This window comes from Corynebacterium freiburgense (genome assembly GCF_030408815.1).
GTDB classification, from domain to species: Bacteria; Actinomycetota; Actinomycetes; order Mycobacteriales; family Mycobacteriaceae; genus Corynebacterium; species Corynebacterium freiburgense.
In genome coordinates, this window is the sequence record NZ_CP047355.1 from 2848218 (window position 1) to 2871956 (window position 23739).

Sequence of the window (23739 nt, forward strand, 5' to 3'; positions counted from 1 at the left end):
CCATGTATGGATTTATCTGGCGAGCCATCCCGGGGCCCTGGCCAATCAAACTCCTTGTGTCTTTAGTGCTCTTGGTGGGCGTATTCCTACTCCTTATGGAAGTAATTTTCCCTTACATCAGCGTTCTTATGCCGTATAACGACGTCGCCGTATAAACCACACTGGCACTAGGGCTGCGTTTTCACAGCCCTAGCCGGGTGATCACTTCTTTGGCTACCAGCTCTGCTTTGAGCGATTGGCTCTGGTTGGAGAACACAACCACGGCTATATTGGCTTTTTGAACCGCATATACTGCACGGTCTTCAAACCCCATGCGCCCCCCAGACCAACCTTCTGGTTCTTCGGCAATTTCGGTGATATCGATCGGCGCTGCCCAGTTCACTACATCAACAGCTGCTTTTTCGTTTGGCATAGTACGGATAATGACCTGAAGCTGCGGCTCATCAGGGTAGGACCAAAAAACGCAAGCGGGAACATCAAAACGCTCATCAATTCCCTGACTTGTTACTTTCTGACCATTGGTATCAGCCACCCATTCAGTATCTAGGTATGGGCACGGTGTGTTTGCTTCACGCGGTACTTCTGGGAGGGCGTCGCTAGGCAACCCTTGATCCAATGGCCCGATTGTGATTGGTGTGGCTGACAGTGTATCTGTGGTGGGGGTTTCCCCTCCCAGTTGGGGGCTGCACGCTACCAGTAACGCAGAACAAAGGAGTAAAACTGTACGACGCATGATCTCCAGTCTAGGGTTGCTGTATATGAACAGTGAATCGTCCGCCCCCGGCAATCATGGTTTGCGGCAAGGCATTCATATCTTGACTGCAATGTTGCTGGTGGTGATTGTGATTGCTTCAGTTCGGCTCCCCACTAATGAGTCACTCACTATGATCAGCCTTAGCTGCCTATACGGTGCGGTGTACTTTATTGGAAACCGGCACCTTAAAGAGCCTCTAGCCCAGCAATTATGGTTGCTAGCTTTGACCTGTATTTGGGTCATAATGGTGCCGATTCAGACTTCAGCGGTATATCTTGTGTTCGCACTGTACTTTCTATACCTCCAAATTCTTGACGATATTCGTGGTCTTATTGCCGTCATTGGAGCCACCATTGTTTCCGTAGTAAGCCAATATCCACATATCACTATCGGCAGTGTTTTGGGCCCATGTGTTGCCGCCATGGTTTCGGTCGGTATTAATTACGCTTTCCAAGCTCTTTGGACCGTTTCTCAAGAACGCCAAGAACTCATCGATGAGTTATTACAAACACGCACACAACTCGCCGAAACAGAGCGCGCCGCAGGCATTGCTGCAGAGCGCCAGCGCATTGCCCACGAAATTCACGACACACTGGCTCAAGGACTCTCCAGCATCCAAATGTTGCTCCATGTAGCGGAGCGTGACCTAGAAAAAATACCTGACGACGCCGCGCAATCCGCTGTTCGTCGCATCCAACAGGCTCGCACAACAGCCGCAGATAATCTCGGTGAAGCACGCGCAATGATCGCTGCATTACAACCCGCAGCACTATCCAAAACATCACTTGAAGGAGCACTTCACCGCGTTGCGCAAAGCGTTGTTGGTACCGAAATTAGCGTGGTAGTTGAAGGCGAAGAACGGCAACTACCAATGCGCACTGAAGCATCCTTGCTCCGAATTGCCCAAGGTGCAGTCGGAAACGTAGGAAAACACGCTCATGCTGATCGCTGCCGGATCACCCTTACCTACGGCGACGAAGAAATTCGCTTAGACATCGTTGATGATGGCATTGGTTTCGATCCCGCTTCCATAGGGGCACGTCCCGCAGGCCTAGGCCATATCGGATTGGACGCAATGCGTCAACGCGCCTACGAACAAGGTGGTTCGCTAAGCGTTGAATCCGAACCTGGGGGCGGAACAGCCGTCTCTGTGGCACTTCCCGTCCCTACCGAACTAGAATCAAAGGTTACGTATACCAACAAGGGAGCCTGACGATGATTCGAGTTCTATTAGCTGATGACCATGAAATCGTCCGACTTGGCCTAAGAGCAGTCTTGGAGTCAGCTGAAGACATTGAAGTCATTGGTGAAGTCTCCACAGCGGAGGCAGCGATTGCAGCGGCCCAAAACGGCGGAATTGACGTAATCCTAATGGACCTGCGCTTCGGCGCAGGTGCTGAAGGCACTCTCGTTTCCACTGGCGCTGACGCAACGGCGGAAATCAAGCGCACAATTGAGAACCCGCCGAATGTCCTAGTTGTGACCAACTATGACACGGATGCCGATATTCTGGGCGCAATTGAAGCTGGCGCAGTTGGTTACTTACTAAAAGACGCTCCACCCGCGGAACTGCTCGCCGCAGTACGCTCCGCAGCAGAAGGCGATTCAACACTATCCCCGGTGGTTGCCAACCGACTTATGACTCGGGTGCGCACACCTCGAACATCACTGACCCCGCGTGAACTGGAAGTACTTAAGCTTGTAGCAAGTGGTTCATCCAACCGCGATATCGGCAAAGTTCTTTTCCTATCTGAGGCGACAGTAAAATCACATCTTGTCCATATCTACGACAAACTCGGCGTACGTTCCCGCACCTCAGCCGTGGCTGCTGCCCGTGAACAAGGTGTGCTGTAAATTTTTTTAGATCGAGTAATCAGCTGGCGGTGCAGAAAGTAATTGTCGCGCCAAATCTCGGGCTGTTTCTAAAGGCAGAATATTTCTACTTAGCCTCGAACCCGCTAAGCCGCCATCCAAAAACACTAACAGCTGACTAGCTTGTGTAGTCCCTGGATAACCGTTCTTTTCCGTAAGAAGATCAGTCATAGTTTGATGGCACCAAGCCCGGTGCTCTTGTACCGCAGCAACAATACCAAGCTCACTTTCAGTTTCCGGACGGGGATACTCATTTGCGGCATTCTGAAAATGGGATCCCCGAAAGTCCTTCTTGGGCTCTTCATCAATGCACTGATCAAAAAAAGCCAGGATTTTATCTTCCGGATTATCCATATTGGCGGTGCGGGCGCGCCAATCAGCACGCCAACGCTCATCAAGTTCGTGCAAATAGGCAATGACAAGAGCATCTTTCGAACCAAACAAGGAGTAGAGACTTGCCTTGGCAACATCAGCCTCTCGAAGAATCCGATCAATACCAATTACCCGGATACCCTCCGTAGTGAAAAGGCTGGTAGCACTAGCTAAAAGACGCTCCCGAGGACTCGGCCTATTCCTCCGGTTGCTCTTCTTGGTGGCGATCGGTCCCACTTCCCTTCCAGGATGCACAACAATGCTCTTAGGATATCTAGAGTACCCCAGAAACAGACAATTCTGTCCATATAGCCCTTGCGATCCACCCCCGACAGATTTCAAACGCTGAACTAAACTGCTCCCCGGTTGCTGGTCTGTACTGCCCAGAGATTGGGGTTTTAGTTTTGGGAGCCGTTGTGGCAGTTGATGGTTTTGGAGCTGGTGCGGTTATGTTGTCACAGATTCCATTTTTTCGGCGGATTTTATGGAATCTGCGACACGATAGGTAGGGAACCTGTCACGAATTCCATTTTTTTCGCTGTTTTTATGGAATCTGCGACAAACCCCAGGTCAACGCTTGTGCGCAACATGGGTTGCTGTCACAAATTCCATTTTTCAGCCGATTTTATGGAATCTGCGACAGTAAGGATGAAAACATCACCATTTCAATAGGGTCAGCCTATCAAAATGCAGGGAAAGCGGCTTAAAACCCCTGGAAAGCCTACCCCGCGCCCAGGAAACCGGAGATGGTCAGATCGTCCACCCGGAAAACCAACCTTAACTCGAGACAAGTTTATAAATCCGCCGTAAAAACACGAAACTGCACCCCTTTAATACGCGGGGTGCAGTTAATTCAAACGGTCAAAGGTGTTACTTGCGAACCAATTGGACCAGGGTCAATAGAATGACGGCTCCAAGTAAACAGGTAAAGAAACTAAAGATCAAACCAGAACCCGCAACATCAAATCCCAAAAGTGAAAGTAGCCAGCCACCAATAATGCCACCTACAACACCTACAAGAATATTTAAACCGATCCCCTGCTGCGCATCAGTGCCTTTGATCTTTGAAGCAATCCATCCAGCAAGACCACCAATAATGATCCAGCCTAAAAATCCTAATCCTAGTCCCATGACAATTTTCTCCCTTCAAAAATGAATACATCCCCAACCCTAAAGCTGAAAAACCCCTAAATCGACCTTTTAGCAAGAATGCAACAGGAACGTAATATATGTGTTACCGCAGCTTAACATCTACCGCATACTTTCTACCATGCAAATTTAATGCTAGTTCCATATGGAAAACCATCGCGACAAATACACGAAAACTCCAGTAAATGCCCCCAAAATGATGGGCTCCAACATGCCCAATACGCCCTCTTCACCAGACAAATTTGGCGCAATTTTTTAGTTCAAACACAGCTTAACCACAACTAGGTTTTCATTACTATCTTCACCCAGAAACACAATCACCCCGACCATATATAAAAATTAATGGCTCAAGCCCTCAACCATTAGACCGAATATCGGTTTGGTTTCTACGGCGCTTGAGCCGTTCAAACGGTGTAGCTTACTTGCTTTGCGGACGCACCACCATCATTGGGCATGGGGTGGATTGCAATAATGCTCGCGAGGTTGATCCCAAAAGCATTCCTTTAAAACCACCGCGACCATGAGACCCAACAATCAGCAATTGCGCACCTAACGCGGCGTCGGAAAGTGCACGCACTGGACGATCTCGCGTAACGATCTTGGTTACTTTTACGTCAGGATACTGTTCGGCAAAACCAGCCAGGCGGTGTCCCAACAACATGTGCTGCTCTTGTTCCACCGTTTCCCACTGCTGCTGTGCCGCAGATAGTCCCGCCAGCGAAGCCTGAATCTGCATATCCATCCATGTATGCACCGCGATTAACTCACAACCACGGGCATCGGCCTCAGCAAATGCATATTCGATAGCCTTTTGGCTCACGCCAGAACCATCAACACCAACCACTACTGGGCCATATTTATATGCCTCATCAAGATCCTCCCGAACAACAACTACAGGGCATTGCGCGTGGCTAACAACAGCAGCCGAGACACTGCCCATGACCATGCCGGAAAGCCCACCTAAACCACGAGAACCCATCACAATCATTGTGACGTCTTTAGAAAGCTCCAGCAGCATATCAATCGGGCTACCCTCTGCCAATGTATGCAGAATCTCAATATCGGGCGCTACTTTCTCCGCCTCGGCACGAGCCACCTCAATTTTATCCATGGTCTCTGTTTGGAGATCATCGAAAAGTTCTTGCGGAGGCACCATACCCTCTGCATAAAGAAACTGGGGCATTGTGTAACTGGCGGCGAGCCGTAATGGAATTCCACGCTTCATGGCAGTGTTCGCGCCCCAACGCACGGCCGCCAAGGACGCAAGTGACCCGTCAACCGCTACAACAACACTTCTATCCTTGCTCATTATTCACCTTTCTCTCGGATAACCCCAGTTTACACGGCACTGGTTAGAACCAGTTGCCCAATTCTTTAATGGAGCCCTCCCGAACCTTCGGATCATAGGCGTAAGTAACACTCAATACTTCGTCGACACTATGAGCGTTTGCCCATTCTTGCAATCGCAATGCCACATCAGGCCCAGTACCCACAAACGAAACGGAAAGTGCGCTATTCATCTGGGCTTTTACCATAGGGTGCATATCCACCTCACGTGGTGGTGATATCAATCCAGGTTTCCCTGAAACAGCATCGCCGAACATTTGTTGGAGCGTTGTGAACTGAAATAGCGCTTCCTGACGAGAATCACACACCATAATATTCGCGCTCGCCAAAACATAAGGTTGCTCACACTGCGCAGAAGGCACAAACGACTTACGATAAACCGCAATTGCAGATTCTAAGTGTTGGGGCACAATATGGCTTGCAATCGCCAGCGGCAAACCTGCTTGGCCAGCAAACATCGCAGTATTCAATGAGGAACCGTATACACACAACGGCGTCTGCGCATAAAAACCAACCAACCCTGCAAGATGGCTACGAACCTTTCTGGCTGCTGAAATATCCGCGTAAGAAGCCACTGACAACGCGGCTTCAACACGCTTTTGATACAGCAAACCGAGGGTCCCAAGATCTTCTGCTAGGGATATTGGTGTACGTTCTGACAAAGTCATTCCCCCACCACCAACTCGAATCTGCGAAGTAGCCGCCGCAATCTGCGACACAAGCAGTGCTGTAGCACTACAGGCTAACGCAGGGTTGTTGTGATATTCCCCAATCCAATAACGGGTATAACCAGCCTCTTCTGCAATCTTTGCCGCAGCAATGCTCGCAAAAACCGCAGCCTTTGGTGTGGTGGAGACCGGCACCAAATCAAGGACCGATATAGCAACCATTATTTCGGAATCTCAACCTTATGAGCAGCATCGGCATTATCAGGAGAAAACACCTTATAAAGTGCGAAAAACACATCTGAGGACAGTTTCCCAATACCATGATTGAAGAATTCCAATAGTGGCCCAAGGAGCGCATTCATATCCATGGTCGAAAGATTAGTACGCCGGCGGCAACCACCGCTACCCGTTCGGAATGGCTTAAATCCATCACGAGTACAGCTGCCTAAAGACACTGCACCAATCACCGCCAGGGATTTTTTGCTGCACCTTATACGCACACAAACACACAAACATCCCGATGATAACGATGCCGCAGTAGATGAACGGTTTTTGCGCGGTGAGGTAACCGACCCTCAGGGGCGTCGATACGCGCCCGATGAAGTACTTTCCCCAGGGGCCAATATCTGGTTCTACCGCACACCGGGCCCAGAACGCCCGGTCCCCTATGACATCCCAATCATATTCCAGGATGAAAACCTACTTGTTGCAGATAAACCTCCTTTTCTAGCCACTATGCCGCGCGGCAGGCATATTACTGAAACTGCCACTGTCCGGCTCCGACGCATCACTGGAAACCAAGACCTCTCTCCAGCACACCGGCTTGACCGCCTCACTTCAGGCGTCCTGGTTTTCACCACGCGGCCTGAAGTCCGCGGTGCATATCAAGATCTGTTTGCACTCCGCCAAGCCCACAAAACCTATGAAGCAATCGCACGCTTCGACCCAGCTATCCATGCCGGCACAATTTGGGAAAACCGCATAGAAAAAATTCGCGGTGTTGTTCAAGCAACTATTATCGACGGCCCACCAAACGCCCTTACCAAAGTAGTGCGGGTAGAACCCATCCCAAACACCAATTACGCACGCTATATCCTGGCGCCCAAAACTGGAAGGACACATCAGCTTCGTCTCCACATGAACCTCGCCGGCGTTCCAATCCTCAATGATCCGCTTTACCCCGAGCTACTTCCACTTAACCTTAACGAGGATTTCACGCAACCACTCTGCCTTCTCGCACGTGAACTCTCCTTTACTGACCCCTTCACCAGTGAAAACCGTACGTTCCGTTCAACACGAATCCAAGCCCTCAACAGCAAATAAGGGTTTTTTCAGGGCGATCCCTGATGCATGACAACAGCTCCTGCCAGCACCATTGACTTATAAGGTGAAAACTCGGCAAAGGAATCCTCTTATGAACCAAACACTCCGTGAAATGTGGGAAACCAGACCCGTTAGATATCCGTCAAAACTTGGCAGTTCAGCGCCAGGCGCTGGTATCTGCGAGGGAATCGGCGTTCGGTACCAAGTAGATCCCACCCTTATTCGAATTCTATTTGTCTGTGCAGCGTTATTTGGCCCCGGCATTATTGTGTATTTGCTCTGTTGGCTTTTAATGCCTAGCGGACCAGCCACAATATCTCCAGGCGAAGCGATTTTTGCCAAAAATACCGATAAAAACCCTGAGCTAGTAAAAGCTCGACAACACGGCTGGATCCTTATATGTACACTCGCGCTATTTGGCGCTGGTTTTGTCACGCTCTCTTATAGTGGGTTACTTACCGTAGTAATCTCACTATTGATTTGGTGGTTCTTACATTCCAAACAACCAATTCCTCCACAACAAGGTACTCCGATGTCAGGCAATACACCATCAAACTCCTATGACCCTTTTTCCGCTTATACAGCTACCCGAACCACACCGCCTGCCTGGGATCCGCTCGGTACAGCTCCGTTTGCCTGGGATCTACCCGAACCACGGCCCGTTATGGAAACCCAACTGCGAAAAAAGCACCGTGTATGGCCGTGGATCGTGATTGGTGGAATTATCGCTGCTCCTGTGCTTCTATTTGCTTCGGTAATACCACTGGCCGCGATATCTGATGGCGGAGAGATCGGCAATATTAACCAAAGCATCTCATCCCCGGAGGATCTTAAGTCTGAATATCGCTTAGATGTAGGTGATATAAATCTAGATTTGAGTAATCTCTCACAGCTTCCTGAAAATAGAGACGTAGAAGTTTCAATCACTACTGGCGATATCACCGTTAAACTACCAGAAGAAGTCCCAGTACAAGTTAGTTGTGATGCCCAAATAGGTGAAACAGAATGCCACACAGATGCCTCTCATGTTCAAGGCCAGGGAGGCACCCTCAACCTTAAGTTGCACGCCGACATAGGCTCAGTCAAGGTACAGTAGCCACAGCGCGGCAACGCGGCGTCGAAACGCACTTGCCTACGAACGCCAATTCCTAGGCCGCCGAGATGAACTCTTGCTGAACAAACAGCATGACGATTGAAAGGACATAAGCTATGCAGCCAGCCATTGCTGCGCACGCGGTGAACCTCATAAAGCGCTACGGTCACGGCGAAACCGCCGTCGTAGCCTTGAATAATGTAAATATTCAGTTCTCAAGCGGGCAATTCACAGCAATCATGGGCCCATCTGGCTCAGGTAAATCCACGCTGATGCACTGCATGGCTGGTCTTGACACCGTAACCGAAGGTTCCACATTTATTGGAGAAACCGATCTTTCGAAACTCCGAGATAAAGACCTCACCTCATTGCGGCGTGATCGACTAGGGTTTGTGTTCCAATCATTTAACCTTGTACCAACGCTGACTGCGAAAGAAAATATTACGCTTCCATCCGATGTTGCAGGACGGAAAGTAGATAATGATTGGTTTGCAGAAGTAACTTCTCGCCTTGGACTTACGGACCGCCTAGATCACCGCCCAAGCGAGCTTTCTGGCGGCCAACAACAACGTGTAGCCGTAGCGCGCGCGCTAGTTTCTCGCCCAGAAATCATCTTTGGAGATGAGCCCACAGGAAATCTCGATTCGAATTCTTCAGCGGAAGTACTTAATATCCTGCGCACCTCAGTAGATGATTTAGGTCAGACCGTTGTTATTGTTACCCACGATCCAAAAGCAGCATCCTATGCCGACCGAGTAGTATTTCTTGCCGACGGACGGCTTGTAGAAGAACTTAATAACCCGACGACAGAGGGCATTCTCGGCATTATGGCCCGGATTGAGGAACTCTAAATGGCAACAATGCGAACAATTTCCGTCCGCACTATTGTTGCCCACAAAGTGCGGTTAGCGTTAACAGTTCTTTCAGTGGTCTTGGGTACCGCGTTTATCGCTGGCTCCAGTATGTTTACTGCGAGTCTATCCTCTAGCTTTGACGACATCGTATCCACTGCCTTCGATGATGTCGATGTCGTCATCGCAGGAGGCGAAAAAAACCCTCAGGGCGTACCACTCGAAGTTATTGATCAGCTACGCAAACGACCCGATATTAAAAACGTTAATGTAGATATAACAGGTGCGCATATTGTCTTAGGTGGCTCCGACGACCGCGCCATCCAAACCGGAGGCGCTCCTTCCCAAGCGTTATCCACCTTTGAAGGCCAAACCCGCAATACAAGCACCGAAATTATCGACGGCGCGATGCCCAGCGAAGCCGACACCATCGCCGTAAACAAATCTGCGGCCGAACGCGGCAAAATCTCTGTCAATGACAGCGTTACTGTGATCACTCCCAAGGAACGCAAAGAATTTAAAGTTGTTGGTATTTTCGATTCCGCAGATAATGCAGGCGGCTGGGTTGGTGTTATATTTCCCGAGCCAGACTACCTTGCACACTTTAGTAATGGACAATCCGTTGACCAGGCAATTATCCAACTAAACGACCGAGATAAAGCTGACTCAATCCGCGAGACACTCGCCAAAGAGTACCCAGACTTAAAAGTTGAGACCGCTTCAAAACTGGTTGAGGACGTAAGCAAAACAATTAAAAGTGCGCTCTCATTCGTGAACTACTTCCTATGGGCTTTTGCCGGAATCGCACTTTTGGTAGGTACCTTTATTATCTCCAACACGTTCTCCATGATTGTGGCGCAACGCAACCGAGAATTCGCATTGCTGCGAAGCATTGGCATCTCACAATCACAGATCACTCGTTCCGTAATCTTCGAAGCAATCCTGGTCGGCGTGATCGGCTCCGTTCTCGGCATCTTCGGTGGTGTAGGGCTTGTACAACTCCTCCGAACCGTTATGGAGGCTCAAGGAATCGGACTGCCACTAGAAGGCTTCACCCTAAATACCCAATCAATACTTATCCCACTAGCAGTAGGTATCTTTATTACTGTCCTTAGTGCTTGGGCCCCAGCACGCCGTGCAGGATCAATCCGGCCCGTGCAAGCAATGCGAAACCAAGAGCCCCCATCCTTACTCATCCGGACGATATTTGGCGTTGTCTTAGTCGCTCTAGGCATTGCGGCAGTTCTTCTAGGCGCACTCAATAGTGATCTAGGAACCACTTCAACACGATCGATCGTTGTTGGTTGTGGCGCCATCAGCCTAATCCTTGGCACCTGGTTAGCCGGTCCAGCTATATCAATCCCAATTGTCGGGACACTAGGACGGATCGTTGGTGCACCATTCCGCGCGGTAGGACGCATCGCATCGACAAACTCACGACGCAACCCCCGCCGAACCTCAGCCACTGCATTCGCTCTCACACTCGGGCTTGCAATGGTTAGTTCCATTAGCATGCTCGGGGCAACAATGCGCGAAAACCTCTCCGACATGATTGATACGACGGTGAAATCTGACTATGTGCTCACTGGTCCACAATCAATGGCCCTAAGTATCCCGCGCGAAGACATTGAGCGAGTAAAAGGCATCCAAGGCGTTAAGGAAGTAACCACTATCTACGATGCCCCACTTACCGTTAATGATCTGCCTTTGGGCGCAGTTGCCGGCGGTAGCTTCGGACGACCAAGCGTACCTGTAGTTGAAGGCAATTTAAATAAAGTAGTTGAACTGAAATACAAGGAAGGCGATGGCGGCAAAGTAGCCCTTAGCGAGGCTATTGCCAAAGGACTTGAAGTAAAAGTTGGTGACAATGTAAAAATCCGCGACAAAGAATTCCGCCTTGATGCCATTTATGAATCAAACGTTGCTGTAGGCAGTGGTTATATCTCATACGACATTGCCCGGGAATTTCTTGTTGACCAGGAAATTCAACCTAAAAAAGTATTTATTGTCACTGAAGACAACGTCAATCAAAAGCAACTCCGTCAGGAAATTGAGGATGCTGTTGCTAAATCATTGGTGGTAAGTGTCCAAAACAAGGAAGAATTCGCAGGCGAAAACGCCGCTGGCATTAACCAAATGCTCGGCATTTTATACGGTCTACTTGCATTGGCTGTAATCATTGCTGTGCTTGGCATTGTAAACACCCTTGCCCTTAGCGTTATCGAACGACGCCAAGAGATCGGCATGCTACGAGCCGTAGGCGTTCAACGACGCCAGATTCGCCATATGATTTATATTGAATCTGCCGTTATCTCCGTATTCGGTGCACTTATTGGTGCGGCTATTGGACTTGGTCTCGGATGGGGATTTGTTAAAGTTCTATCCTCCGATGGCCTTGAAAATATCGTTGTTCCATGGGCGCAAGTATCAATAATCGTTGCTGCTTCGGCAATTGTGGGTGTCCTCGCCGCAGTTTGGCCAGCAGGCCGTGCGGCGCGGACACAGCCATTGGAGGCAATCACAGATTAACGTTGGAGGTATGAACCTCAACGAATGTATCGCCGCCGATTCTGCAATAGGAATCGGCGGCCCTACTATTTTTGGTTGGCGTGTAATTCAGTTATTAAGCGATGATCCTGATCTAAACCCCGGTGAATTAAGTCCAGCCGAACGCATTTCATGGGAGAATTTAAAAAATCACGCTGCTCATCTTTCACGGGGGTTGCCATTAGACGAAACTCTTGAAATCCATGCCTCAATGGATCCCGGATTTGATGTACTCAACAATGCCCGAGAAATTCTTCTAGATGCGCCGCATCAGGCAATTGAGAAAGCTGAACAAGCCCTGGTATCTCATACAAAAGACCCTGTTGGGCTCCGACTAGCAGCGCATCAGCTTATAGCCGCTGGATACATGAATATTGGCAATTGGGAGGCCGCTCACGAACACCTCATGATGGCATTAGAGGATGCAGACTTGCCAATATTATTGGGCCAGCTATATGCCTTACTTACCCAAGTGGCATTGATGCGTTATGACTCCGACGCCTTTATCTTCCGGCATCATGGTCTGGCTGTTCTTGATCCATATCCACTAGCTCCAGCAAGACGGTATTTAGAGGATCTTGAATGAAGCAGTCTAGGTATGGGTAAAGCCCAACCGTGGTGGTTGGGCTTTGTGGGTTGTGGTGTCGGCGGTGTCCTACTCTCCCACACACTTCCGTGTGCAGTACCATTGGCGCTGGTGGGCTTAGCTTCCGGGTTCGGGATGGGTCCGGGCGTTTCCCCGCCGCTGTTGCCACCGACTGGTTGGTGGGGTGGGTGTTGGTTGTTGATACTGTGTAGTGGACGCGTGGCGTGGTGTGGTGTGGTTGTGTTCGGTGGATTAGTACCAGTCACCTTGCATATTGCTATGTGTGCAGTTCTGGCCTATCGACCCCATAGTCTGTGGGGCACCTGTTGGTGAAACCTTATCTTAGAACGGGCTTCCCGCTTAGATGCTTTCAGCGGTTATCCCTTCCGTACGTAGCTAACCAGCGGTGCCACTGGCGTGACAACTGGCGCACTAGAGGTACGTCCGTCCCGGTCCTCTCGTACTAGGGACAGCCTTCTTCAAGTTTCTACGCGCGCGGCGGATAGAGACCGAACTGTCTCACGACGTTCTAAACCCAGCTCGCGTGCCGCTTTAATGGGCGAACAGCCCAACCCTTGGGACCTACTCCAGCCCCAGGATGCGACGAGCCGACATCGAGGTGCCAAACCATCCCGTCGATATGGACTCTTGGGGAAGATCAGCCTGTTATCCCCGGGGTACCTTTTATCCGTTGAGCGACACCGCTTCCACAAGCCGGTGCCGGATCACTAGTCCCTACTTTCGTACCTGCTCGACCTGTCAGTCTCACAGTCAAGCTTCCTTGTGCACTTACACTCGCCACCTGATTGCCAACCAGGCTGAGGAAACCTTTGGGCGCCTCCGTTACTGTTTGGGAGGCAACCGCCCCAGTTAAACTACCCACCAGGCACTGTCCCTGACCCGGATCACGGGCCGAGGTTTGAAGATACCCAATACGATCAGAGTGGTATTTCAACAACGACTCCTCCATCACTGGCGTGATGGGCTCATAGTCTCCCACCTATCCTACACAAACCGTATCGAATATCAATACCAAGCTATAGTGAAGGTCCCGGGGTCTTTTCGTCCTGCCGCGCGTAACGAGCATCTTTACTCGTAGTGCAATTTCGCCGGGTCTGTGGTTGAGACAGCAGGGAAGTCGTTACGCCATTCGTGCAGGTCGGAACTTACCCGACAAGGAATTTCGCTACCTTAGGATGGTTATAGTTACCACCGCCGTTTACTGGGGCTTAAATTCTCCGCTTCAACCCACCACACAGGTGGGTTTCACAGGTCCTCTTAACCTTCCAGCACCGGGCAGGCGTCAGTCCGTATACTTCGACTTGATCGTCTTCGCACGGACCTGTGTTTTTAGTAAACAGTCGCTTCCCTCTCTTCTCTGCGGCCCCGCGCAGCCTCACCACCGCAAGGGTGGGTCACCACGCGTGGCCCCCCTTCTCCCGAAGTTACGGGGGCATTTTGCCGAGTTCCTTAACCACAGTTCGCCCGATCGCCTGAGTATTCTCTACCTGACTACCTGTGTCGGTTTCGGGTACGGGCCGCACACACACTCACTAGAGGCTTTTCTCGGCAGCATAGGATCATCGACATCCCCACATACTGTGGGTACGCATCACGTCTCACCCTCCCAACCGTATTGGGGCAGTACCGGATTTCCCTGGCCTGCGGGCTACACGCTTACACCACAATCCAATCAGTGGCTCGACTACCTTCCTGCGTCACCCCATCGTTTGGCTACTACCAGATATTAGGCCCCACGCGAATACCACACCCACCATCATGCGAACACGTAACCGTGTCCGCGGCAGGCGCACTATCGGGTGGTTAGTCTCACTGATTCACCATGGGCGCATGTGCGCGGGTACGGGAATATCAACCCGTTGTCCATCGACTACGCCTGTCGGCCTCGCCTTAGGTCCCGACTCACCCTGGGAAGATTAGCTTGACCCAGGAACCCTTAGTCATTCGGCGGACGAGGTTCTCACTCGTCATTCGCTACTCATGCCTGCATTCTCACTCGCATAGCCTCCACCACTCGATTCCTCGGCAGCTTCACCGGCCACACGACGCTCCCCTACCCACCCACACAACACTGCATGGATGCCGCGGCTTCGGCGGTGTACTTGAGCCCCACTACATTGTCGGCGCAGAACCACTCGACCAGTGAGCTATTACGCACTCTTTCAAGGATGGCTGCTTCTAAGCCAACCTCCTGGTTGTCTTCGCGATCCCACATCCTTTTCCACTTAGTACACGCTTCGGGGCCTTAGCCGGCGATCTGGGCTGTTTCCCTCTCGACTACGAAGCTTATCCCCCGCAGTCTCACTGCCGTGCTCTAACATTACCGGCATTCGGAGTTTGGCTGGCATCGCTAAGATGTTGGTCCCGCTTAACCATCCAGTAGCTCTACCTCCGGCAAGAAACACACGACGCTGCACCTAAATGCATTTCGGGGAGAACCAGCTATCACGGAGTTTGATTGGCCTTTCACCCCTACCCACAACTCATCCCCTCAGTTTTCAACCTAAGTGGGTTCGCGCCTCCACAGCATCTTACTGCTGCTTCACACTGGCCATGGGTAGATCACCCCGCTTCGGGTCCAGGACATGCCACTACAACACCCTCATTAGGATTCGCTTTCGCTACGGCTCCCACACACACATGTTAACCTCGCGACATGCCGCTGACTCGCAGGCTCATTCTTCAAAAGGCACGCCATCACCCCCACCCCAAACACATGAGGCACAGGCTCTGACGGATTGTAAGCGCACGGTTTCAGGTACTCTTTCACTCCCCTCCCGGGGTACTTTTCACCATTCCCTCACGGTACTCAATCCGCTATCGGTCACACTGAGTATTCAGGCTTACCGGGTGGTCCCGGCAGATTCACAGCAGATTCCACGAGCCCGCTGCTACTCGGGACATCATCACACACACCACACACAGCTTTCAGGTACGGGACTCTCACCCACTCCGGCAGACCATTCCAAGCCACTTCCCCTAACCACGCGCAGCACGCCACAGGCACGGCAGCACCCGCAACAACAACATCCCACAACCCCACACACGCAACCCCTGCCGAGTATCACACGCATATGGTTTAGCCACCATCCGCTTTCGCTCGCCACTACTCACGGAATCACTATTGTTTTCTTCTCCTACGGGTACTGAGATGTTTCACTTCCCCGCGTAACCTCCACACCAGCTATCAAACCTTCACCAGCATGGCGACCGCACACAACCACGGCCAGGTTTCCCCATTCGGACACCCTCGGATCAACGCTCAATTGACAACTCCCCGAGGCTTATCGCAGCCTTTCACGTCCTTCATCGGCTCAGCATACCAAGGCATCCACCGTGCGCCCTTACAACACAACAAAACACACACAAAAAGAAAAAACGCTCGCGTCCACTATACAGTTCAACAAACAACACCCGAAACAACACAACAACACGTGTCACCCCAGACACCCAACAGCATGCCACACTCATCCATTACCAACCGGCCAACCAATCTGCCCCAACCACCTGCACGCAATCAATCACATGCCGTCCACCTGGAAACAACAAAACAAACCAGCCACACACCAACACGATGCGCAGCCACAAAAACAAAAAACAAAACTCCTTAGAAAGGAGGTGATCCAGCCGCACCTTCCGGTACGGCTACCTTGTTACGACTTCGTCCCAATCGCCAATCCCACCTTCGACCACTCCCTCCAGCAACAGCCGGTTAGGCCATGGGCTTCGGATGTTACCAACTTTCATGACGTGACGGGCGGTGTGTACAAGGCCCGGGAACGTATTCACCGCAGCATTGCTGATCTGCGATTACTAGCGACTCCGACTTCATGGGGTCGAGTTGCAGACCCCAATCCGAACTGAGGCCGGCTTTCAAAGGGATTCGCTCCACCTCACGGTCTCGCAACCCACTGTACCGACCATTGTAGCATGTGTGAAGCCCTGGACATAAGGGGCATGATGATTTGACGTCATCCCCACCTTCCTCCGAGTTGACCCCGGCAGTCTCTCATGAGTCCCCACCATCACGTGCTGGCAACATAAGACAAGGGTTGCGCTCGTTGCGGGACTTAACCCAACATCTCACGACACGAGCTGACGACAACCATGCACCACCTGTATACAAGCCACAAGGGAAACACCATCTCTGGCGCGATCCTGCATATGTCAAGCCCAGGTAAGGTTCTTCGCGTTGCATCGAATTAATCCACATGCTCCGCCGCTTGTGCGGGCCCCCGTCAATTCCTTTGAGTTTTAGCCTTGCGGCCGTACTCCCCAGGCGGGGCGCTTAATGCGTTAGCTACGGCACAGAAGTCGTGGAAGACCCCCACACCTAGCGCCCACCGTTTACGGCATGGACTACCAGGGTATCTAATCCTGTTCGCTACCCATGCTTTCGCTCCTCAGCGTCAGTTACTGCCCAGAGACCTGCCTTCGCCATCGGTGTTCCTCCTGATATCTGCGCATTTCACCGCTACACCAGGAATTCCAGTCTCCCCTACAGCACTCAAGTTATGCCCGTATCGCCTGCACGCCCGGAGTTAAGCCCCGGAATTTCACAGACGACGCGACAAACCACCTACGAGCTCTTTACGCCCAGTAATTCCGGACAACGCTCGCACCCTACGTATTACCGCGGCTGCTGGCACGTAGTTAGCCGGTGCTTCTTCTACAGGTACCGTCACAAACACGCTTCGTCCCTGCCGAAAGAGGTTTACAACCCGAAGGCCTTCATCCCCCACGCGGCGTCGCTGCATCAGGCTTGCGCCCATTGTGCAATATTCCCCACTGCTGCCTCCCGTAGGAGTCTGGGCCGTATCTCAGTCCCAATGTGGCCGTACACCCTCTCAGGCCGGCTACCCGTCGACGCCTTGGTAGGCCATTACCCCACCAACAAGCTGATAGGCCGCAGGCTCATCCCGTACCGAAACAACTTTCCACCATGACACACTAAAGCATGGTCCTATCCAGTATTAGACCCAGTTTCCCAGGCTTATCCCAGAGTACGAGGCAGATCACCCACGTGTTACTCACCCGTTCGCCACTCGAGCACCCCGCAAGCAGGGCCTTTCCGTTCGACTTGCATGTGTTAAGCACGCCGCCAGCGTTCGTCCTGAGCCAGGATCAAACTCTCCACAAAAAAAGAACAATCAGCTCAAACAATCATGAAAAGCCAACATCCCAACAAAAACAAACAACCAACAAAAACAATCAGTTGCCCAAAAAAACAAAAACAAAAAAACAGTCGAAAACCAAGTCCCAACCATCCACCATGACCAGCCACACGCCAGCTCACGAAGCATGAACCCCGCCAGCAACACACAACCAACCACAACAAACAGCCAAAACAAACCAATCAACCACAACAAACAAACATGGCACACTATCGAGTTCTCAAACAACACATTCCACAACAAGGAACTGCAAAGCAGCACTTGCAGTGTAAGATTGCCACTAATGGACGTCGAAAATTCGACGAACATTCCATTTGGCTTAGCCAACACAAAGATTATCTCTTACTAAACAGATACGTTTCTTGCGCTGACTCGTTCTAATCTACACAACGCCCTTGACCTTGACAAATCCGCAGGTAGAACTGTTTTTCTGAGAGAATTATAAAAAACCCCTGACGGCTTCAAAGTGAAACCAATCAGGGGCTACATTGTCCAACTACGCAGTCTTGGATACTCGCTTAATCTGCTTATTCAAAATCATGAAGTAAAGGACAATTCCGACTGTCAGGATAATATGCCCTAATCCAGAAATCCCAGCTAACGCAGGTGACATTACAAAGTTTGGGTCCCATACTTGATTGATTCCCTTAAACGTCATCATGCCAGCCGTCCAAAGCACACCAATATTGTAAGTCCAGAAAAATGCGTTAAAACGACTGTTTTCGGAAAGCTTCAACGTTGCATTCAAAGCAATCGCAATAAGGAAAAAGAACATCCCCAGAACCAACAGGTGCGTATGCAAGGTTGAAAGCCGGGTTGGACCAAAGTATTCATTAAAACGACCAAACTCCCGATAGAACACACCGGAAACCAGACCTAGCACTGCATACGTGGCTGCAGCTGAAAACAGTTTTTGCATGTCATTATTGTAAGACGCTGCGAGCCATAATCACTTCCACCCTCAGAGTGCTCTTTCCATCAACCAGAGGATGCAAACCAGTGCAACTACCGTAGATATTGTTGCTTCGAAAAGCCGAACCCACAAAGGTCTACATGGCGCAAATTCAATGACTCAGAGCATTCTTGTTTTTACAGTAGACGTGAACATTTTTGGATCGTCAACGGCGCAATAAACACTATTTGAAAAGCACGATGCAGTATCGCCCAATCCTAAAATAGGCTCGCGTAATCGAATCTGAACATTGGTATCACTTCCATGTTTAATTACTGCATTACCGTCACTCACTGACAAAAACTTATTTTCCCAAGTCCTATGGATCGCAGAAATTGATGCGATGTCCTTAAGTTCAATCCTTATCTTCGCCAATAAACCAACTCTAAGTACCAGGTGGCCATCATGAAGATAGTGCGGATTAATCCGAAACGATAGAAAAAATAGCACCAACCAAATCGCGCCGTAGATAGATAAGACGATTACTATGATTCGTACCGTATTCCACGGCACAATTACTTCAACAACTGCAATCTCAACGATAGAAACAATAAGAAGGGCGATAAATACTGCTCGTTGTTCGCTTCCATAACGGAAAGTGATGGCACCGTCAGGTACGTTTATCTTGCGGCGTACCAAAAAGCTTATAAGCCTCCACATATCCAATTCATGTTTGGCCAACTTTAATATTGGGCGTGGAAGGATCTCAGCAAAAAACACCCCGGCCGATGCATTAAAGCTAGCACCCTGAGCACGAGATTCTCGATAACGCCGAATACCTTGGCCCACAAAGAACATAAACAACAGGCCAATAAGGAATTCAAGGATGATAGTGATAAACACCGCGTTTTTGATATTGATAATGTCAAAGTAAGCTAAAAATACATTAATCGCTATAACTAATAAAGTAGATAATCTCAAAACCCTGCGGAAATAACTCATTTTTACTCGCTTTGAGATCTCTATATCATATCCTTGTGCTAACAACCTTACCATCAGAGCCAAGAGCTTTAATTGCTGCATGACTCTACGCTGCTTGCAGAGATATTCAGGGCTCTTGCTTTACTTCACGACGTCCCTTTTACGAAAGTTACAATCGCCTGCTGCACTCCACGGCGTAGATCGATTATCTGATAATCAATCAATATGCACACAACGGAATGATCCTTGAACTTTTATTGGAGTTCCCATCCCCTGGCTACTTAAACCTTCAAATACAAAGTCGTTTCCATTTTTCGTCACCGGCAGGCTGCTCGCTGAAAAATCATATTCGCGGTGACGTGCTGCAACATCAACCATATTGTCTTTGTGCTTGAATTCGATGTAACGCGGCTCTTCGTCATTATCTCGCTGGTCGATAACAACTTTGATAGCACCGCTTTCTATATCTTTAGTGCACTTGATTATAGAGCCACTAAAACTACTTGATACCCCCGAAAAACTTACATACGCGCTATTTACATTTTCGAAACTACATGCGACAAGGCTAGTGACGAAAGCACAGATCGCCACTCCCCCTGCGAAATAGCGGACACATAACTTCATGTTCTTTAGATTGGAAATCTGCCATAAAAGTTACACGTACCATGTTGTGGGTATGGGTAAAGCCCAACCGTGGTGGTTGGGCTTTGTGGGTTGTGGTGTCGGCGGTGTCCTACTCTCCCACACACTTCCGTGTGCAGTACCATTGGCGCTGGTGGGCTTAGCTTCCGGGTTCGGGATGGGTCCGGGCGTTTCCCCGCCGCTGTTGCCACCGACTGGTTGGTGGGGTGGGTGTTGGTTGTTGATACTGTGTAGTGGACGCGTGGCGTGGTGTGGTGTGGTTGTGTTCGGTGGATTAGTACCAGTCACCTTGCATATTGCTATGTGTGCAGTTCTGGCCTATCGACCCCATAGTCTGTGGGGCACCTGTTGGTGAAACCTTATCTTAGAACGGGCTTCCCGCTTAGATGCTTTCAGCGGTTATCCCTTCCGCACGTAGCTAACCAGCGGTGCCACTGGCGTGACAACTGGCGCACTAGAGGTACGTCCGTCCCGGTCCTCTCGTACTAGGGACAGCCTTCTTCAAGTTTCTACGCGCGCGGCGGATAGAGACCGAACTGTCTCACGACGTTCTAAACCCAGCTCGCGTGCCGCTTTAATGGGCGAACAGCCCAACCCTTGGGACCTACTCCAGCCCCAGGATGCGACGAGCCGACATCGAGGTGCCAAACCATCCCGTCGATATGGACTCTTGGGGAAGATCAGCCTGTTATCCCCGGGGTACCTTTTATCCGTTGAGCGACACCGCTTCCACAAGCCGGTGCCGGATCACTAGTCCCTACTTTCGTACCTGCTCGACCTGTCAGTCTCACAGTCAAGCTTCCTTGTGCACTTACACTCGCCACCTGATTGCCAACCAGGCTGAGGAAACCTTTGGGCGCCTCCGTTACTGTTTGGGAGGCAACCGCCCCAGTTAAACTACCCACCAGGCACTGTCCCTGACCCGGATCACGGGCCGAGGTTTGAAGATACCCAATACGATCAGAGTGGTATTTCAACAACGACTCCTCCATCACTGGCGTGATGGGCTCATAGTCTCCCACCTATCCTACACAAACCGTATCGAATATCAATACCAAGCTATAGTGAAGGTCCCGGGGTCTTTTCGTCCTGCCGCGCGTAACGAGCATCTTTACTCGTAGTGCAATTTCGCCGGGTCTGTGGTTGAGACAGCAGGGAAGTCGTTACGCCATTCGTGCAGGTCGGAACTTACCCGACAAGGAATTTCGCTACCTTAGGATGGTTATAGTTACCACCGCCGTTTACTGGGGCTTAAATTCTCCGCTTCAACCCACCACACAGGTGGGTTTCACAGGTCCTCTTAACCTTCCAGCACCGGGCAGGCGTCAGTCCGTATACTTCGACTTGATCGTCTTCGCACGGACCTGTGTTTTTAGTAAACAGTCGCTTCCCTCTCTTCTCTGCGGCCCCGCGCAGCCTCACCACCGCAAGGGTGGGTCACCACGCGTGGCCCCCCTTCTCCCGAAGTTACGGGGGCATTTTGCCGAGTTCCTTAACCACAGTTCGCCCGATCGCCTGAGTATTCTCTACCTGACTACCTGTGTCGGTTTCGGGTACGGGCCGCACACACACTCACTAGAGGCTTTTCTCGGCAGCATAGGATCATCGACATCCCCACATACTGTGGGTACGCATCACGTCTCACCCTCCCAACCGTATTGGGGCAGTACCGGATTTCCCTGGCCTGCGGGCTACACGCTTACACCACAATCCAATCAGTGGCTCGACTACCTTCCTGCGTCACCCCATCGTTTGGCTACTACCAGATATTAGGCCCCACGCGAATACCACACCCACCATCATGCGAACACGTAACCGTGTCCGCGGCAGGCGCACTATCGGGTGGTTAGTCTCACTGATTCACCATGGGCGCATGTGCGCGGGTACGGGAATATCAACCCGTTGTCCATCGACTACGCCTGTCGGCCTCGCCTTAGGTCCCGACTCACCCTGGGAAGATTAGCTTGACCCAGGAACCCTTAGTCATTCGGCGGACGAGGTTCTCACTCGTCATTCGCTACTCATGCCTGCATTCTCACTCGCATAGCCTCCACCACTCGATTCCTCGGCAGCTTCACCGGCCACACGACGCTCCCCTACCCACCCACACAACACTGCATGGATGCCGCGGCTTCGGCGGTGTACTTGAGCCCCACTACATTGTCGGCGCAGAACCACTCGACCAGTGAGCTATTACGCACTCTTTCAAGGATGGCTGCTTCTAAGCCAACCTCCTGGTTGTCTTCGCGATCCCACATCCTTTTCCACTTAGTACACGCTTCGGGGCCTTAGCCGGCGATCTGGGCTGTTTCCCTCTCGACTACGAAGCTTATCCCCCGCAGTCTCACTGCCGTGCTCTAACATTACCGGCATTCGGAGTTTGGCTGGCATCGCTAAGATGTTGGTCCCGCTTAACCATCCAGTAGCTCTACCTCCGGCAAGAAACACACGACGCTGCACCTAAATGCATTTCGGGGAGAACCAGCTATCACGGAGTTTGATTGGCCTTTCACCCCTACCCACAACTCATCCCCTCAGTTTTCAACCTAAGTGGGTTCGCGCCTCCACAGCATCTTACTGCTGCTTCACACTGGCCATGGGTAGATCACCCCGCTTCGGGTCCAGGACATGCCACTACAACACCCTCATTAGGATTCGCTTTCGCTACGGCTCCCACACACACATGTTAACCTCGCGACATGCCGCTGACTCGCAGGCTCATTCTTCAAAAGGCACGCCATCACCCCCACCCCAAACACATGAGGCACAGGCTCTGACGGATTGTAAGCGCACGGTTTCAGGTACTCTTTCACTCCCCTCCCGGGGTACTTTTCACCATTCCCTCACGGTACTCAATCCGCTATCGGTCACACTGAGTATTCAGGCTTACCGGGTGGTCCCGGCAGATTCACAGCAGATTCCACGAGCCCGCTGCTACTCGGGACATCATCACACACACCACACACAGCTTTCAGGTACGGGACTCTCACCCACTCCGGCAGACCATTCCAAGCCACTTCCCCTAACCACGCGCAGCACGCCACAGGCACGGCAGCACCCGCAACAACAACATCCCACAACCCCACACACGCAACCCCTGCCGAGTATCACACGCATATGGTTTAGCCACCATCCGCTTTCGCTCGCCACTACTCACGGAATCACTATTGTTTTCTTCTCCTACGGGTACTGAGATGTTTCACTTCCCCGCGTAACCTCCACACCAGCTATCAAACCTTCACCAGCATGGCGACCGCACACAACCACGGCCAGGTTTCCCCATTCGGACACCCTCGGATCAACGCTCAATTGACAACTCCCCGAGGCTTATCGCAGCCTTTCACGTCCTTCATCGGCTCAGCATACCAAGGCATCCACCGTGCGCCCTTACAACACAACAAAACACACACAAAAAGAAAAAACGCTCGCGTCCACTATACAGTTCAACAAACAACACCCGAAACAAC

The 23739-nt window shown here is 51.0% G+C and carries 17 protein-coding genes and 5 rRNA genes; 8 read left to right on the forward strand and 14 right to left on the reverse strand.

Features of this window, described 5'->3' with window-relative positions:
* Window positions 1-2 precede the first annotated feature (2 nt).
* Window positions 3-155: a hypothetical protein gene (locus tag CFREI_RS12800; RefSeq protein WP_027012859.1), complete on the forward strand. Its 153-nt coding sequence runs from the start codon at window positions 3-5 to the stop codon at window positions 153-155.
* Between the two features lie 26 nt (window positions 156-181).
* Here CFREI_RS12800 and CFREI_RS12805 read toward each other — a convergent pair whose 3' ends face one another.
* A complete protein-coding gene (locus CFREI_RS12805; protein WP_027012858.1) occupies window positions 182-733 on the reverse strand; it encodes a DUF2020 domain-containing protein in 552 nt (183 codons plus the stop codon).
* A gap of 25 nt (window positions 734-758) precedes the next feature.
* Between CFREI_RS12805 and CFREI_RS12810 the strand changes: the two genes are divergently transcribed.
* The gene (locus CFREI_RS12810; RefSeq protein ID WP_051256017.1) at window positions 759-1967 is read left to right on the forward strand and encodes a sensor histidine kinase; all 1209 of its coding nucleotides are present in this window, start codon (window positions 759-761) and stop codon (window positions 1965-1967) included.
* A 2-nt stretch (window positions 1968-1969) separates the two neighbouring features.
* Window positions 1970-2608 carry a LuxR C-terminal-related transcriptional regulator gene (locus CFREI_RS12815; RefSeq protein WP_027012857.1) on the forward strand — a complete coding sequence of 213 codons (639 nt, stop codon included), beginning with the start codon at window positions 1970-1972 and terminating at the stop codon, window positions 2606-2608.
* Between the two features lie 6 nt (window positions 2609-2614).
* On the opposite strand, the gene CFREI_RS12820 is transcribed toward CFREI_RS12815, so the two are convergent.
* The 5 genes from CFREI_RS12820 to CFREI_RS12840 form a co-directional block, all read right to left on the reverse strand.
* The gene (locus CFREI_RS12820; protein WP_156907766.1) at window positions 2615-3253 is read right to left on the reverse strand and encodes a TetR/AcrR family transcriptional regulator; all 639 of its coding nucleotides are present in this window, start codon (window positions 3251-3253) and stop codon (window positions 2615-2617) included.
* Window positions 3254-3868: 615 nt separating this feature from the next.
* Entirely contained in the window at window positions 3869-4129 is a 261-nt protein-coding gene (locus tag CFREI_RS12825; protein WP_027012855.1) for a GlsB/YeaQ/YmgE family stress response membrane protein, read from the reverse strand.
* Window positions 4130-4565: 436 nt separating this feature from the next.
* Window positions 4566-5456: a universal stress protein gene (locus tag CFREI_RS12830; protein WP_027012854.1), complete on the reverse strand. Its 891-nt coding sequence runs from the start codon at window positions 5454-5456 to the stop codon at window positions 4566-4568.
* A 43-nt stretch (window positions 5457-5499) separates the two neighbouring features.
* Complete coding sequence (locus CFREI_RS12835) at window positions 5500-6384, reverse strand: LLM class flavin-dependent oxidoreductase (protein ID WP_035112195.1); 885 nt, start codon at window positions 6382-6384, stop codon at window positions 5500-5502.
* Window positions 6384-6530: a hypothetical protein gene (locus tag CFREI_RS12840; RefSeq protein WP_169719157.1), complete on the reverse strand. Its 147-nt coding sequence runs from the start codon at window positions 6528-6530 to the stop codon at window positions 6384-6386. Before CFREI_RS12840 ends, CFREI_RS12835 begins: the two co-directional genes overlap by 1 nt.
* On the opposite strand from CFREI_RS12840, the gene CFREI_RS12845 reads away from it, so the two are divergent.
* The 5 genes from CFREI_RS12845 to CFREI_RS12865 all read left to right on the forward strand — a co-directional run bounded on the left by CFREI_RS12845 (window position 6529) and on the right by CFREI_RS12865 (window position 12562).
* Complete coding sequence (locus CFREI_RS12845) at window positions 6529-7485, forward strand: pseudouridine synthase (RefSeq protein WP_035112194.1); 957 nt, start codon at window positions 6529-6531, stop codon at window positions 7483-7485. The genes CFREI_RS12840 and CFREI_RS12845 overlap by 2 nt on opposite strands.
* Window positions 7486-7576: 91 nt before the next feature.
* Window positions 7577-8581: a PspC domain-containing protein gene (locus CFREI_RS12850; protein ID WP_027012851.1), complete on the forward strand. Its 1005-nt coding sequence runs from the start codon at window positions 7577-7579 to the stop codon at window positions 8579-8581.
* Window positions 8582-8694: 113 nt separating this feature from the next.
* Window positions 8695-9429 (forward strand): ABC transporter ATP-binding protein, encoded by a 735-nt coding sequence (locus CFREI_RS12855; RefSeq protein WP_035112193.1) that lies wholly within the window; start codon window positions 8695-8697, stop codon window positions 9427-9429.
* Window positions 9430-11958, forward strand: coding sequence for an ABC transporter permease (locus CFREI_RS12860; RefSeq protein ID WP_027012849.1), 2529 nt, complete (start codon window positions 9430-9432; stop codon window positions 11956-11958).
* Between the two features lie 10 nt (window positions 11959-11968).
* A complete protein-coding gene (locus tag CFREI_RS12865; protein ID WP_027012848.1) occupies window positions 11969-12562 on the forward strand; it encodes a hypothetical protein in 594 nt (197 codons plus the stop codon).
* Between the two features lie 56 nt (window positions 12563-12618).
* Here the strand turns inward: CFREI_RS12865 and rrf (CFREI_RS12870) are convergent.
* From rrf (CFREI_RS12870) to CFREI_RS12905, 8 genes are all read right to left on the reverse strand, one after another.
* A 5S ribosomal RNA gene (gene rrf / locus CFREI_RS12870) occupies window positions 12619-12735 on the reverse strand.
* Window positions 12736-12795: 60 nt separating this feature from the next.
* Window positions 12796-15941: ribosomal RNA gene (locus CFREI_RS12875) — 23S ribosomal RNA — on the reverse strand.
* 253 nt (window positions 15942-16194) lie between these two features.
* Window positions 16195-17723: ribosomal RNA gene (locus CFREI_RS12880) — 16S ribosomal RNA — on the reverse strand.
* Together the 16S, 23S and 5S rRNA genes form the textbook arrangement of a ribosomal RNA operon.
* 530 nt (window positions 17724-18253) lie before the next feature.
* On the reverse strand, window positions 18254-18676 hold the full coding sequence (locus CFREI_RS12885) for a DUF2871 domain-containing protein (protein WP_027011481.1): 423 nt from the start codon (window positions 18674-18676) through the stop codon (window positions 18254-18256).
* A gap of 153 nt (window positions 18677-18829) precedes the next feature.
* Window positions 18830-19732 (reverse strand): hypothetical protein, encoded by a 903-nt coding sequence (locus CFREI_RS12890; protein WP_027011480.1) that lies wholly within the window; start codon window positions 19730-19732, stop codon window positions 18830-18832.
* Between the two features lie 114 nt (window positions 19733-19846).
* Entirely contained in the window at window positions 19847-20254 is a 408-nt protein-coding gene (locus CFREI_RS12895) for a hypothetical protein (protein WP_027011479.1), read from the reverse strand.
* A gap of 96 nt (window positions 20255-20350) precedes the next feature.
* Window positions 20351-20467: ribosomal RNA gene (gene rrf, locus CFREI_RS12900) — 5S ribosomal RNA — on the reverse strand.
* 60 nt (window positions 20468-20527) lie between these two features.
* Window positions 20528-23673: ribosomal RNA gene (locus CFREI_RS12905) — 23S ribosomal RNA — on the reverse strand.
* Window positions 23674-23739: the final 66 nt, after the last annotated feature.

Bases quoted from the DNA above. Each gene is read 5' to 3' on its own strand.
- CFREI_RS12895 (WP_027011479.1), bottom strand. From the start codon at position 20,254: ATGAAGTTATGTGTCCGCTATTTCGCAGGGGGAGTGGCGATCTGTGCT.
- CFREI_RS12865 (WP_027012848.1), top strand. From the start codon at position 11,969: ATGAACCTCAACGAATGTATCGCCGCCGATTCTGCAATAGGAATCGGC.
- CFREI_RS12800 (WP_027012859.1), top strand. From the start codon at position 3: ATGTATGGATTTATCTGGCGAGCCATCCCGGGGCCCTGGCCAATCAAA.
- CFREI_RS12840 (WP_169719157.1), bottom strand. From the start codon at position 6,530: ATGGATATGAATGCGCTCCTTGGGCCACTATTGGAATTCTTCAATCAT.
- CFREI_RS12850 (WP_027012851.1), top strand. From the start codon at position 7,577: ATGAACCAAACACTCCGTGAAATGTGGGAAACCAGACCCGTTAGATAT.
- CFREI_RS12805 (WP_027012858.1), bottom strand. From the start codon at position 733: ATGCGTCGTACAGTTTTACTCCTTTGTTCTGCGTTACTGGTAGCGTGC.
- CFREI_RS12855 (WP_035112193.1), top strand. From the start codon at position 8,695: ATGCAGCCAGCCATTGCTGCGCACGCGGTGAACCTCATAAAGCGCTAC.
- CFREI_RS12890 (WP_027011480.1), bottom strand. From the start codon at position 19,732: ATGCAGCAATTAAAGCTCTTGGCTCTGATGGTAAGGTTGTTAGCACAA.
- CFREI_RS12885 (WP_027011481.1), bottom strand. From the start codon at position 18,676: ATGCAAAAACTGTTTTCAGCTGCAGCCACGTATGCAGTGCTAGGTCTG.
- CFREI_RS12845 (WP_035112194.1), top strand. From the start codon at position 6,529: ATGGTCGAAAGATTAGTACGCCGGCGGCAACCACCGCTACCCGTTCGG.
- CFREI_RS12860 (WP_027012849.1), top strand. From the start codon at position 9,430: ATGGCAACAATGCGAACAATTTCCGTCCGCACTATTGTTGCCCACAAA.
- CFREI_RS12835 (WP_035112195.1), bottom strand. From the start codon at position 6,384: ATGGTTGCTATATCGGTCCTTGATTTGGTGCCGGTCTCCACCACACCA.
- CFREI_RS12810 (WP_051256017.1), top strand. From the start codon at position 759: ATGAACAGTGAATCGTCCGCCCCCGGCAATCATGGTTTGCGGCAAGGC.
- CFREI_RS12830 (WP_027012854.1), bottom strand. From the start codon at position 5,456: ATGAGCAAGGATAGAAGTGTTGTTGTAGCGGTTGACGGGTCACTTGCG.
- CFREI_RS12825 (WP_027012855.1), bottom strand. From the start codon at position 4,129: ATGGGACTAGGATTAGGATTTTTAGGCTGGATCATTATTGGTGGTCTT.
- CFREI_RS12815 (WP_027012857.1), top strand. From the start codon at position 1,970: ATGATTCGAGTTCTATTAGCTGATGACCATGAAATCGTCCGACTTGGC.